12 protein-coding genes, 1 pseudogene and 1 other annotated feature are annotated in these 12,178 nt (G+C 44.9%); all 13 genes and pseudogenes read right to left on the reverse strand.

Annotation, left to right across the window (positions count from 1 at the left end):
- Positions 1 to 122: 122 nt before the first annotated feature.
- The 13 genes and pseudogenes from RKD52_RS12815 to sigE all read right to left on the reverse strand — a co-directional run bounded on the left by RKD52_RS12815 (position 123) and on the right by sigE (position 11,622).
- Entirely contained in the window at positions 123 to 1,037 is a 915-nt protein-coding gene (locus tag RKD52_RS12815) for an RluA family pseudouridine synthase (protein ID WP_426864640.1), read from the reverse strand.
- Positions 1,018 to 1,500, reverse strand: coding sequence for a signal peptidase II (lspA, locus tag RKD52_RS12820; RefSeq protein WP_203290129.1), 483 nt, complete (start codon positions 1,498 to 1,500; stop codon positions 1,018 to 1,020). Before lspA ends, RKD52_RS12815 begins: the two co-directional genes overlap by 20 nt.
- Positions 1,501 to 1,580: 80 nt before the next feature.
- The gene (locus tag RKD52_RS12825) at positions 1,581 to 1,952 is read right to left on the reverse strand and encodes a TraR/DksA family transcriptional regulator (protein ID WP_369732991.1); all 372 of its coding nucleotides are present in this window, start codon (positions 1,950 to 1,952) and stop codon (positions 1,581 to 1,583) included.
- Positions 1,953 to 2,721: 769 nt separating this feature from the next.
- Positions 2,722 to 5,493, reverse strand: coding sequence for an isoleucine--tRNA ligase (gene ileS / locus RKD52_RS12830; protein ID WP_454100011.1), 2,772 nt, complete (start codon positions 5,491 to 5,493; stop codon positions 2,722 to 2,724).
- A 60-nt stretch (positions 5,494 to 5,553) separates the two neighbouring features.
- Positions 5,554 to 5,783, reverse strand: a binding site (T-box leader).
- A 52-nt stretch (positions 5,784 to 5,835) separates the two neighbouring features.
- Positions 5,836 to 6,348 (reverse strand): DivIVA domain-containing protein, encoded by a 513-nt coding sequence (locus tag RKD52_RS12835; protein ID WP_029284984.1) that lies wholly within the window; start codon positions 6,346 to 6,348, stop codon positions 5,836 to 5,838.
- Positions 6,349 to 6,444: 96 nt separating this feature from the next.
- Positions 6,445 to 7,216: pseudogene (locus tag RKD52_RS12840) on the reverse strand (YlmH family RNA-binding protein).
- 85 nt (positions 7,217 to 7,301) lie between these two features.
- Positions 7,302 to 7,565 (reverse strand): YggT family protein, encoded by a 264-nt coding sequence (locus tag RKD52_RS12845; RefSeq protein WP_029284986.1) that lies wholly within the window; start codon positions 7,563 to 7,565, stop codon positions 7,302 to 7,304.
- A gap of 6 nt (positions 7,566 to 7,571) precedes the next feature.
- A complete protein-coding gene (locus RKD52_RS12850; RefSeq protein WP_369732988.1) occupies positions 7,572 to 8,012 on the reverse strand; it encodes a cell division protein SepF in 441 nt (146 codons plus the stop codon).
- Positions 8,013 to 8,033: 21 nt separating this feature from the next.
- Positions 8,034 to 8,702, reverse strand: a complete 669-nt coding sequence (locus tag RKD52_RS12855; protein WP_454100012.1) for a YggS family pyridoxal phosphate-dependent enzyme — start codon at positions 8,700 to 8,702, stop codon at positions 8,034 to 8,036.
- Positions 8,699 to 9,538, reverse strand: a complete 840-nt coding sequence (gene pgeF, locus RKD52_RS12860; RefSeq protein ID WP_454100013.1) for a peptidoglycan editing factor PgeF — start codon at positions 9,536 to 9,538, stop codon at positions 8,699 to 8,701. Before pgeF ends, RKD52_RS12855 begins: the two co-directional genes overlap by 4 nt.
- An 86-nt stretch (positions 9,539 to 9,624) precedes the next feature.
- Positions 9,625 to 9,888, reverse strand: coding sequence for a YlmC/YmxH family sporulation protein (locus tag RKD52_RS12865; RefSeq protein ID WP_369732985.1), 264 nt, complete (start codon positions 9,886 to 9,888; stop codon positions 9,625 to 9,627).
- 93 nt (positions 9,889 to 9,981) lie between these two features.
- Positions 9,982 to 10,830, reverse strand: coding sequence for an RNA polymerase sporulation sigma factor SigG (gene sigG / locus RKD52_RS12870; RefSeq protein WP_087946299.1), 849 nt, complete (start codon positions 10,828 to 10,830; stop codon positions 9,982 to 9,984).
- Between the two features lie 72 nt (positions 10,831 to 10,902).
- Complete coding sequence (sigE, locus tag RKD52_RS12875) at positions 10,903 to 11,622, reverse strand: RNA polymerase sporulation sigma factor SigE (protein ID WP_029284992.1); 720 nt, start codon at positions 11,620 to 11,622, stop codon at positions 10,903 to 10,905.
- Between the last annotated feature and the right edge of the window lie 556 nt (positions 11,623 to 12,178).

The raw sequence follows: 12,178 nt of genomic DNA on the forward strand, positions 1-12,178 counted from the left end.
GGATGCGTGCTTAATTATACGCATAGTATGCGCATAAGATCCGTTTCCTTCTCAGCCTCACGGGACTGTCTTAAAGGTTCATTTTTCAACTACGGCTATTATGACAAATCATATGGCTTGTGTCAATGACTTTTTTTCAGATCTTCGATTACCTGCTGAAATTCAGCAGGAAGAGGAGCATTAAATTCAAGGTACTCGCCCGTGCGGGGATGCTTAAAGCCGAGAACGCCTGCATGAAGCGCCTGGCCTCCGATATTCGGCGTTTTTTTCGGGCCGTATTTCGGATCGCCTACAATAGGGAAACCGATGTATTTCATATGAACTCTGATCTGATGCGTTCTGCCTGTCTCAAGCTGGCACTCAATCAGTGTGAAGCCCCCAAAGCGGTCAAGAACGTGAAAATGAGTGACAGCGTCCTTGCTGTGCTCATTTGTAACCGTCATGCTCTGGCGGTCCTGTTTATCGCGGCCGATCGGAGCATCAACTGTTCCCTTGTCATGCTGAATAATCCCATGAACAATCGCCTGATACCGTCTTGTAACCGATTTTTCTACAAGCTGGTTAACCAGTGACTCGTGCGCCATGTCATTTTTGGCAACCATCAGAAGTCCTGATGTATCTTTATCAATCCGGTGGACAATCCCGGGTCTCATGACGCCGTTTATACCTGAAAGGTCTTTGCAGTGGGCCATCAGTCCATTGACAAGCGTCCCTGACAAATGTCCCGGTGCAGGATGCACAACCATCCCTTTAGGTTTATTGACAACAAGAACGTCTGCATCTTCATAATAAACATCAAGATTCATTTCTTCCGGCAGAACATCAAGCGGTTCAGGGTCCGGAATGAGAAGAGTGACCGTATCGCCGGGCTGAACTTTATAATTGCTTCTTGACTCCCCGTCATTCACTTTCACATGTCCTTCTTTAATCCAGATCTGAACCTGGCTTCTTGACCAGTCTGCATTTTCTGCAGCAAGCAGCTTATCAAGGCGTTCATATTTATTGCTGTCATCAATCTTAATTTCTATGCTGTTCATTCACTTTCTCCTTCTCTTGTTTCCCATCTAAAAGCATGACGATAAAGAGCAGCGCCACTCCCACACAAAGTGCAGAATCCGCTACATTGAAAATTGGAAACGGGTATGTACCAATATAGGTTTGGACAAAATCAACCACTTCCTGATGGATCACTCTGTCAATAAAGTTGCCGATCGCACCGCCAAGCATTAAGCCAAGGGCAATCCCCATCAGACGGCTGCCGTTTGTATATTTTTGGATATAAACAACCAGGCCGGCTACTACAATAACCGTAATCACGTAAAAAAACCACATCTGGCCCTGAAGAATTCCCCAGGCAGCTCCCTGATTCCGATGTGAGGTAATATACAGGACATTTTCAATAACCGGTATGCTTTCCCCGATTTCAAGTTCTTTCACAATCAGCCATTTTGTCAGCTGATCCAGAGCAATAATCACAAGTGCGATGAGATAATAAAGCACAAGCTTTCCCCAACTTTCCTATAATATACTTCTGAATTGTATCACAGGCAAAATAGAAGAGCAAAGCTTGTCTGAAGGTATTACATATATTCTTCTGCTTCTGAATAGAGGGGTGGATGATAATTCATGTGAGGCAGGGATTTTCGTTCATACAGTTCCTGAAAAGCAAAATCATGAATGCTTCTTGCAGTGGGGATAATCGCTAATTTCTCAAGTTCAATTGCAAGGCCGGTTTCTTCACAAATGCCGTACGTTCCGTTTTTTATTTTCAGGAGCGCTCTCTCAACATCATTCAGCTCTTCTTTTACATGTCCCATAATTGTTTTTTCTTTGTATGGATAAAATAAATGAGGCTGTTCTGTCTCCATATCAAACAGACAATGATCAAAAAGCCTTGACTTAAGCTCTCGCTGCATCAATTGAAGCTCATGCCAGATAGCATCTATACTCATAGCGGACATCTCCTTGTGGCTTGGCTTTGTACCTATAGTCTAACCGGTTTAAAGGCACTCACCCTGTTAAGAATTTTCCTGTGGAGGGAATAAGAAAAGCGGAATCAGCCGTTTAGCTCCGACAGGCAGAAAAGAAATCACCCGAAAAGTCCGGGTTTGACTTTTTGGGGGATTTTGTTCTGACGGAGGAGTTGGCTGATGGAGCTGGACACCGCGAAAAGCGGAATCGCCCGTTTAGCCCTGACAGGCAGAAAAGAAATCACCCGAAAAGTCCGGGTTTGACTTTTTGGCTGATTTTGTTCTGACGGAAGGGTTGGGCGATGGAGCTGGACACCGCGAAAAGCGGAATCGCCCGTTTAGCCCTGACAGGCAGAAAAGAAATCACCCGAAAAGTCCGGGTTTGACTTTTTGGGTGATTTTGTTCTGACGGAAGGGTTGGGCGATGGAGCTGGACACCAAGAAAAGCGGAATCGCTCGTTTAGCTCCGGGAGTCAGATAAGAATCCGGCGGAAAAGTCCGGGTTTGACTTTTTTGACGGATTTGTTCTGGCAGAGGAGCTGAGCGATGGAGCTAGACACCACGAAAAGCGGAGCCGACCGTTTAGGCCTGGCAGTCAGATAAGAAATCCCCGAAAAAGTCCGGGTTTGACTTTTTGGGGGATTTTGTTCTGACAGAGGAGTTGGCTGATGGAGCTGGACACCACGAAAAGCGGAATCGCCCGTTTAGTCCACACAAAAAAACCGCTGAACAATTCAGCGGTTTTCTATGTTTAAGCAGTCGTATAATGTTCGTCAACAATTGCTGCACAGCGCGTGCACAGTGTTTTGTGATTTTCATTTTCGCCCACATCGGTTGTGACAACCCAGCATCTTTCACACGTTTCGCCTTCAGCAGGTTTAACTGTGATTTTCACTTTGTCGCAAGTATGTGCATCCTGCGGAGCGTCCTCATAATTTCCAGCAAGCTTAAAGCCTGATACAATGAACAGCTGCTTTAAGTTTTCATCAATTGATTCAAGCAATTGTTTCGCTTCCCCGTTCGCATATACTTCGATGCTTGCAGTTAACGATTTGCCGATTACTTTTTCATTGCGGGCTGCTTCAAGTGCCTTTAAGACATCATCGCGAAGCTCCATGAAAGCATCCCATTTCTTCTCAAGCACGTCAGCACCGGCAATTTCCTTGCTTTCAGGCATATCTGTCAGCTGAACGCTTTCTTCTGAAACAGAGTCGATGTGTGCCCATACTTCATCAGCTGTATGAGGAAGGATCGGCGCAACAAGCTTGACAAGTGAAAGCAGCGTGTCATAAAGAACGGTCTGAATGGCGCGGCGCTCTTTGTTATCAGGAGCTTCGATGTAGAGAACATCTTTAGCGAAATCCAAATAGAAGGAGCTGAGTTCAATCGTGCAGAAATTATGAACCGCGTGGAAAATAGCAGCGAACTCATAGTCTTCATACGATTTTTTCACTTTGTCTGTCAGTTTATTCAGCTTCACCATCATGTAACGGTCAACATCGCGCAGCTCGTCAAACGCGAGGGCATCTGTTTCAGGGTTAAAATCAGCAAGGTTACCAAGAAGGAAACGGAACGTATTGCGGATTTTTCTGTACACCTCTGCTACTTGCTTCAGAATGTTGTCTGAAACTCTTACATCAGCCTGATAGTCAACAGACGCTACCCAAAGACGAAGAATGTCTCCCCCAAGCTGGTTCATAACTTTTGAAGGCAGCACAACGTTCCCAAGAGACTTACTCATTTTGCGCCCTTCTCCGTCCAGTGCAAAACCATGGCTGAGAACGCCTTTATATGGAGCTTTTCCTGTTACAGCAACACCTGTGGACAGGGAAGAGTTAAACCAGCCGCGGTATTGGTCAGAGCCTTCCAAATAAAGGTCTGCCGGACGCTGCAGGTCATCTCTTTCAAGCAATACTGCCTGATGGGAAGAACCAGAGTCGAACCAGACATCCATGATGTCCTGTTCTTTCGTGAAGTTTCCGTTCGGGCTGCCAGGATGCGTGAACCCTTCAGGAAGAAGATCTTTTGTTTCACGTTCAAACCAGATGTTTGAACCGTGCTCGCGGAACAGGCCGGAAACATGATTGATTGTTTCATCCGTAATAATCGGCTCTCCGTTTTCTGCATAAAAGACAGGGATCGGAACCCCCCATGCACGCTGTCTGGAAATACACCAGTCCCCGCGGTCGCGAACCATATTGAACAATCTTGTCTCGCCCCAGGCAGGAACCCATTTCGTTTCTTTTACTGCCTGAAGAAGATCCTCGCGGAAATCCTTGATGGATGCAAACCACTGGGCAGTTGCACGGAAAATGGTCGGTTTTTTCGTTCTCCAGTCGTGAGGGTATGAGTGTGTGATGAAAGAAAGCTTGAGCAGTGCTCCTGCTTCTTCAAGCTTTTCAGTGATCGGTTTGTTGGCAGCATCATAGAACATGCCCTCAAACCCTGGTGCCTCGCTTGTCATATGGCCTTTTTCATCAACCGGACAAAGGACATCAAGACCGTATTTCTGGCCGACGATAAAGTCGTCTTCACCATGACCTGGTGCAGTATGAACACAGCCCGTACCTGCATCTGTCGTTACATGTTCTCCTAAAACAACAAGTGATTCGCGGTCATAAAGCGGATGCTTTGCAGACACTTTTTCAATTTCTGCGCCTTTGAATGTTTTGACAGCCTTATAGTCTGCCCACTCAAGTTCTTTAGCTACCGTTTCAAGCAATGCGGATGCAACAACGAATGATTCCCCGTCCACATCTGCCACCGTATATTCAAGGTCCGGATGAACGGCAATGCCAAGGTTTGCAGGAATCGTCCACGGAGTAGTCGTCCAGATAATGATTTTTTCTCCGCCATTCAGCACATCATTTCCCTGTGCAACAGTAAATGCTACATAAATAGAAGCAGAGCGTTTGTCATAATACTCGATTTCAGCTTCTGCAAGAGCAGACTCACTGGAAGGTGACCAGTAAACCGGCTTTAATCCTTTATAGATGTACCCTTTCTTTGCCATCTCACCGAACACTTTGATTTGCTGTGCTTCGTATTCCGGTTTCAGCGTCACATAAGGGTTTTCCCAGTCTCCGCGAACACCGAGACGCTTAAACTGCTCCCGCTGATTGTTGATCTGCTCCCACGCATACTCTGCGCACAGCTTGCGGAATTCGGCTACACTTAGTTCTTTTCGGTTTACTTTTTTGTTTTTAGTCAGAGCCGTTTCAATCGGCAGACCATGTGTGTCCCAGCCGGGAACGTACGGAGCGTTGTAGCCGCTCATGGATTTATAGCGGACGATAAAATCCTTCAGCACTTTGTTCAGTGCATGGCCCATGTGGATATCTCCATTTGCATACGGCGGTCCGTCATGAAGAATAAACATCGGGCGGTCTTTTGTGCGCTCCTGCACTTTTTGATAAATCGTCATTTCTTCCCATTTTTCCTGAATTTGCGGTTCACGGTTAGGAAGATTTCCTCTCATCGGAAATTCGGTTTTCGGCATCAGCAGGGTATCTTTGTACTCCATCGGTATTCCTCCAGACAGTTTGTAATGGGGCAGAAAAAACACAAAAAACCTTCTCATCCCAGAAGGGACGAGAAGGTTTCTCGCGGTACCACCCTTTTAGACAAGCTAAAAAACGCTTATCCTCTTTGAGATTCGTAACGTGAATAACGCGTTTTTGCTTACTGATTCTATAGGTTCAGCAAAAAAACTCGAGGGTGATTTTCGCAAGTTTGCTTCTTTGCCGGACTCGCACCATCTCCGGCTCGCTTTGAAAGACTTCATACTGCTACTGTCCCTGTCATGGTTTTTTAATCATTTATAATATAGTAGTCATCAAATTATATGTGAAATGGTGCTTTAAAGTCAAGACTGCACCTTTGATTCTTCGCGCTCTTCATATAATGATTCCAGTTCATACTCAAGGAGGTGATCCCAGTCATCATTTTTAAGAAGGTCAAGCTGTGCTTCAATCAGCATCTGGAAGCGTGTTCTGAAAACTTTTGACTGCTTTTTCAGCTCTTCAATTTCAACGGCTATTTTTCTTGATTTAGAAAGCGATTCATTGATGATGCGGTCAGCGTTTTTCTCAGCTTCCTTCACAATCAGCTTCGCTTCCTTTTGTGCGTGGCGGCGGACTTCCTCAGCAGCCTCCTGCGCTACAAGAATGGATTTATTAAGTGTTTCCTCGATATTTGAAAAATGACCAATGCGTTCGTTAAGTTCGGTCACTTTGTTTTCGAGTTCTTTTTTCTCGCGGATGGCAAGCTCATAATCTTTGATGACCTGGTCGAGGAATTCATTGACTTCGTCCTCGTCATAGCCCCGGAACCCTTTGTTAAATTCTTTGTTATGAATATCAAGCGGTGTTAACGGCACTTCTGCCACCTCCAGTATGTATTGATCAATCGATCTTTCTTCAAGTATAATTCATATTTTGACAGAAAAGGCAAAAATCCTTCTATTTTCCCAAATTTATTTTTGAATCCCGTATGAGATTTTCCACTTATCTTTCTTTGTCCTGCCATCAATCGACAACAGTTTTGATCTGCCGTGGCCTCTTACAGAAAGCGTGTCTCCTTCTCTGCATTCAAATGACGGCTGTTCGATGACCCGAAAGTTTACTTTCACATACCCGGATTGAATCAGTGCGCCAATTTTTTGCCGGGAAATGTTATAGACAGATGCTGCAACAGCATCAAGCCTTAACGAGCTCACGGTCGATGCTTTTTCAAGCATTTCTTCCACGTGGAGGATGCGCTCACTCCAGTCAAGTGCTTTCAGCGAAACCTTTGCCCGGCCAATTTCAGTCAAATTCATCAAAAGAAAAGCTTCTGTTTCTTTTGCAGCAACCAGCTGGATCCGGTCACCTGAAAAAAGCAGGTCGCCGAATTTTGAACGTTTGAGCCCAAGTGACATTAAAGAACCCAATACTTGCCGGTGCTCGATGGGCAACAAACTTAGACGGATACGCGATCTCAAGCAGGGACAGCTGAAAATCATCATGGGAAGGAGTAAAGTAGTCCGGATAGAGCAGAGCCCGCTTCCGTTCCATATCCTCGCCCGAAAACTGAAGTCGAACGTCTTCTCCTGACCCGACAACGGCTTTCACCATCTCCTGCTCCCTCGGGTCGAGAAAATCGGTCAGCTTTGGAGAATAATTGATCAAAACACTTTCTTTCCATTCAGCCGCCTGATCGATAAAATGCCGTTCTTCCTGTCTGAAGTGCTGATATATGTGGTCCATGCTTATCTTCCAGCCTTTTCGTTAAGCTCCTATAAATTGGAGCCAAAATGAAAACAGTGCCGTTATGTACGGCACCGCCTGTATCTTATCCAATCATTGTGAAGATTGAGTTAAGCCCGTATCCTGCAAATCGCAGAGCAAGAAGTGCAACAATTGGTGAGATGTCAATCATGCCAAGCGGCGGAATAAACCTGCGGAAAGGTTCAAGGTACGGCTCTACAATTTTAGCAAGCAGCTGTCCGAAACTGCTTTCTCTTGCATTCGGAAACCATGAAAGCAAGATGTAAATAATAATCGCATAAGAGTAAACCTGCAACAACGTAAATAAAACATCAGCTACTACGCCCATTTAATTTTACCACCTCTGATCTTCTTCCGAGACAATTTCTGAAATCGAACCTGCAACATCAACGTTATCCGGTGTGCACAGGAAAATATTCGCTCCGATCTTCTGAATGTCTCCCCCTATAGCGTACACAGTTCCGCTTAAAAAGTCTACAATGCGCTTTGCCTGATCATGCTGAATGCGCTGCAGATTGACAACAACTGCCCGTCTGTTCTTCAGCTGATCGGCAACGTCCTGAGCTTCAGCGTAAACTCTCGGCTCGCATAAAACCACTTTAGATGATTTCTGAACACTTTGCAAACTGACAACATTCTGTTTGGTCTGCTGCGGCTTTGGAGGAAACGGCTGTTCTTCCTCGTAATCATAGTCCTGATGCCTCTCCTGCTCAACGTATTCATATTCTTCCTCATCAAGGGCAAAAAAGCTTTTAAACTTATTTTTAATACTCATGTACGTGACACCTCCGATTTCTTATCCAACCAGGGCTGAGCCGATGCGGATGAAAGTAGCGCCTTCTTCAACCGCTATTTCAAAGTCATTCGACATTCCCATAGAAAGCTCACTGCAAGGTGCATACGGCAGATGAAGGGACTTTACTTCCCCGCGCAATGTACGGAGCCTTTTGAAGGATTCTCTCAATACATGTTCATCATCTGTGTTAGGAGCCATAGTCATTAATCCGACGACAACAATGTTCGGATAATTCTCAAGCTCCTTAACAAATGGGAGAACTTCCTCAGGTGTCATGCCATGCTTGGATTCTTCTCCCGACGTATTCACTTGAATGAAGCACTTTACTTTATCATCGGCCCGCTTATCAATTTCTTTAGCAAGCGAGAGCCTGTCCAGGGAATGTATGTAGTCTGCTTTATCAATCATGTCTTTTACTTTTCTCGTCTGAAGGGTTCCGATAAAATGCCATGAAGCACTGTTTCCTATAGCTTCGTATTTTTCGGCAAGACCTTCATTTCTGTTTTCGCCAAGATGTGCAATGCCTGCTTCAACAGCTTCTTTCGCCCGTTCAATGCTGACATATTTTGTGACGGCAATCAGTCTGATCTCATCCGGATTGCGGTCTGTTTCACTGCATGTATGTTTAATTCTTGCACGTATTTCCTCTAAGTTCTGTTTGACGCTCACAGTTGTTTTTGCCTCCCCTTTAAACCGATAAATCCAGCCATTCTTCCGGTCTTGCCCTGATCTCTCCTGTGTGAAAAAAACAGGGAAGATTCGCAGCTTGTACAAAGCGGGCTTGTCAATATGCGGGACTCGCTCAGACCTGCATTCAACAGCAAATATTTGTTGAGCAGCTTTAAGTCAAGCGAATACTGCCCGGCAGACACCTCTTCATATGGAGAAGGGAAAGCTTTAGACAGCGCTTTGTTCACTCTGTCAATGACATAATCATCAACGGTATAGCAGCAAGGTCCGATGGATGGTCCGATGATGGCATAAATGGATTGTGCCGAGACGCCTTCCTTCCGGGTCCACGTTCTGGCCATTTTGCCCCCAATATCAAGGACTGAACCTTTCCAGCCTGCATGAGCAGTGCCGACCAGCCTTTTTTCAGGCTCATAGAAGAAAAGAGGCACACAGTCTGCGTAGCAGAGAGAAAGCATCAGGCCTTCTTCATCTGTGTATAGGCCGTCTGTTCCCGGAACAGCCGAAGCATAATTCATTGTCCCTTTTGAACCGTCTTCCTTGCGTGCTTTATAAATGCTGCTGTCATGAACCTGGTCTGCATAAACCCAGTGTTCAAGAGGCATATTCACGGCTGATGCAAGGATCTTTCTGTTTTCTGTTACACTTGCGGGATCGTCGTGGACATGGAGGCCAAGATTCAGAAACTGAAAGTGACCGCTTGAGACTCCCCCGTTTTTTGTTGTAAATCCAATAACGAGATCTTCATTTAATTGTTCCCAGTCCGGGCTGTTTAAGTATGTTTCATGCTGAAGATTAAGCGGATTCTGAGTCATAAATGATCATTCCTTCTGTTTGCTGTTTGGTGCAATTTATATACGACTATATTTTACCACATCTTTCCCATTCCGACAGAAGATTGTTAAATTAATTCGCTGTTTTGGTCTATTTCCCTATTTACACGGACTAAAATCACATCTTCCCCGATTTTGACAATGTTTCTCCACGGTACGACGACTTCTTCCTCCTTGCCGAAAAAACCGAGTACCTTGCCAGGCCCGCTGATAAAGACAGCCTGAATTTTCCCCGTCGTTACATTTATATCAAAATCCGATACCATTCCGAGCTTCTTTCCATCTGAAACATTGACAACATCTTTTGTCTGAAATTCAGATATATTCATCATCGCATCCGCCCCCCGTCTTACTTAACTATATGTATGAATATGAGCGTTCTATGCCCTTCATTTCATGAAAAAGAGCCGTCCTGAGAGACGGCTCTAATTCTGTATATTCTTATTCATTTGTTTGATAGCAGCTTTTTCAAGCCTTGAGACCTGCGCTTGTGAGATGCCGATTTCCTCCGCCACTTCCATTTGGGTTTTTCCCTGGAAGAACCGTTTTCTCAATATGAGCTTTTCACGCTCATTAAGCCTGCGCATTCCCTCTTTTAAAGCAATTTCTTCGATCCAGTGTGAATCGCGGTTTTTTTCGTCACTGAGCTGATCCATGACATAGATTGGATCCCCGCCATCGTTGTAAATCGGTTCAAAAAGCGACACCGGGTCCTGGATGGCATCCAGTGCAAAGACGATTTCTTCATGCGGGACTTCCAGTACCCGGGATATTTCTTCCGCGGTCGGTTCTCTTGAGGTTTTGCTCATCAATTGTTCTCTGACCTGCAAAGCTTTGTAGGCAATATCACGAAGAGATCTGGAAACCCGGATCGGATTGTTATCGCGCAGATAGCGCCTGATCTCTCCAATAATCATCGGTACAGCATAAGTTGAAAATTTTACATTCTGGCCAAGATCGAAATTATCAATGGATTTCATAAGTCCAATACAGCCAACTTGAAACAGGTCATCGACAAACTCACCGCGGTTGTTAAATCGCTGAATGACGCTCAAAACCAAGCGAAGATTCCCGTTCACGAGCTTTTCCCGTGCATCCGAATTGCCGCTTTGCATCTCGCGGAACAGGATTCTCATTTCCTCATTTTTCAGGACTGGAAGTTTGGAAGTATCTACTCCGCATATTTCAACTTTATTTCTTGCCACATCTTTCCCTCCTAACAGGAGCTGCTGTACAGAGTTAAGTATCTCCTTAGGTGGGAAAAATATGCACATGTCCAAAAGCCAAAAATGTCGGAAGTGCCTCCAAAGCATACAGGAACTGGAAATTCGGCGGATAATATTTTTTTAGACCATTTTATTGAATTCTTTGCGCAATCTTTTGATAATTCTCTTTTCAAGCCTGGATATGTAGGACTGGGAGATCCCGAGCATATCCGCGACGTCTTTTTGCGTTTTTTCTTCTCCTCCCTGAAGGCCAAACCGCAGTTCCATGATCTGTTTTTCCCGGTCATTCAGCTGCTGAAGAGCTTTAAGGAGAAGTTTGCGGTCCACATTTGCTTCAAGATCTTTTGTGATGATGTCTTCTTCTGTTCCAAGAACATCCGAGAGGAGCAGCTCGTTTCCGTCCCAGTCGATATTCAATGGTTCATCAAATGAAACTTCAGACCGGATTTTGTTGTTTCTTCTCAGATACATCAGAATTTCATTCTCGATGCATCTTGATGCATAGGTGGCAAGCTTGATTTTTTTTTCCGGATTAAAGGTGTTGACAGCTTTGATTAGTCCAATTGTTCCGATGCTGATCAAATCTTCAATGTTAATGCCTGTATTCTCAAACTTCCTGGCAATATAGACGACAAGCCTTAAATTTCTTTCAATCAGAATGGAGCGTGCTGCCTGATCGCCTCCCGGCAGTTTTTTCAGAAGGACTTCTTCTTCATCCTTTGTGAGCGGGGGCGGAAGTGCTTCGCTTCCTCCGATGTAGTGGATTTCATCTGTTTTCAGGCCCAGCTTCATCAGCAATTTATACCAGAGATACGTAATCTGCAATTTTAGTTTTTTCATGATTCTCTCCCTTCTATTTTCCTTTACAGCTGAGTACACTACTACAGGATAATGATAAAGCTGAGTTTGGTACTATCAAGCAGTGGATATTCTGGTTTGATGGCACTTATCGCTAAGTTCAGAACCATCAAGCGGTGGATATTTTTGTTTGATGGCACTTATCGCTGAGTTCGGGACCATCAAGCGGATAAAATTCTGGTTTGATGGCACTTATCACTGCGCTCAGAACCATCAAGCAGTGGATACTTTGGTTTGATGGCACTTATCACTGCGCTCAGAACCATCAAGCAGTGGATACTTTGGTTTGATGGCACTTATTACTTCGTTCAGAACCATCAAGCGGTGGATACTCTGGTTTGATGGCACTTATCACTGCGTTCAGGACCATCAAGCGCTGGATATTCTGGTTTGATGGCACTTATCACTGCGTTCAGAACCATCAAGCGTTGGATATTATAGTTTGATGGCACTTATCGCTGAGTTCGGGACCATCAAGCAGTGGATATTCTGGTTTGATGGCACTTATTGCTGCGTTCAGGACCATCAAGCGCTGGAT

It is taken from the genome of Metabacillus sp. SLBN-84 (assembly GCF_053629595.1).

What these genes read in the sequence shown, in the direction of transcription:
- ileS (WP_454100011.1), bottom strand. Translation starts at nt 5,493, where the DNA reads ATGGAGTACAAAGATACCCTGCTGATGCCGAAAACCGAATTTCCGATG.
- RKD52_RS12815 (WP_426864640.1), bottom strand. Translation starts at nt 1,037, where the DNA reads ATGAACAGCATAGAAATTAAGATTGATGACAGCAATAAATATGAACGC.
- RKD52_RS12845 (WP_029284986.1), bottom strand. Translation starts at nt 7,565, where the DNA reads ATGGGCGTAGTAGCTGATGTTTTATTTACGTTGTTGCAGGTTTACTCT.
- RKD52_RS12850 (WP_369732988.1), bottom strand. Translation starts at nt 8,012, where the DNA reads ATGAGTATTAAAAATAAGTTTAAAAGCTTTTTTGCCCTTGATGAGGAA.
- RKD52_RS12825 (WP_369732991.1), bottom strand. Translation starts at nt 1,952, where the DNA reads ATGAGTATAGATGCTATCTGGCATGAGCTTCAATTGATGCAGCGAGAG.
- RKD52_RS12865 (WP_369732985.1), bottom strand. Translation starts at nt 9,888, where the DNA reads ATGATGAATATATCTGAATTTCAGACAAAAGATGTTGTCAATGTTTCA.
- pgeF (WP_454100013.1), bottom strand. Translation starts at nt 9,538, where the DNA reads ATGACTCAGAATCCGCTTAATCTTCAGCATGAAACATACTTAAACAGC.
- sigE (WP_029284992.1), bottom strand. Translation starts at nt 11,622, where the DNA reads ATGAAAAAACTAAAATTGCAGATTACGTATCTCTGGTATAAATTGCTG.
- sigG (WP_087946299.1), bottom strand. Translation starts at nt 10,830, where the DNA reads ATGTGCATATTTTTCCCACCTAAGGAGATACTTAACTCTGTACAGCAG.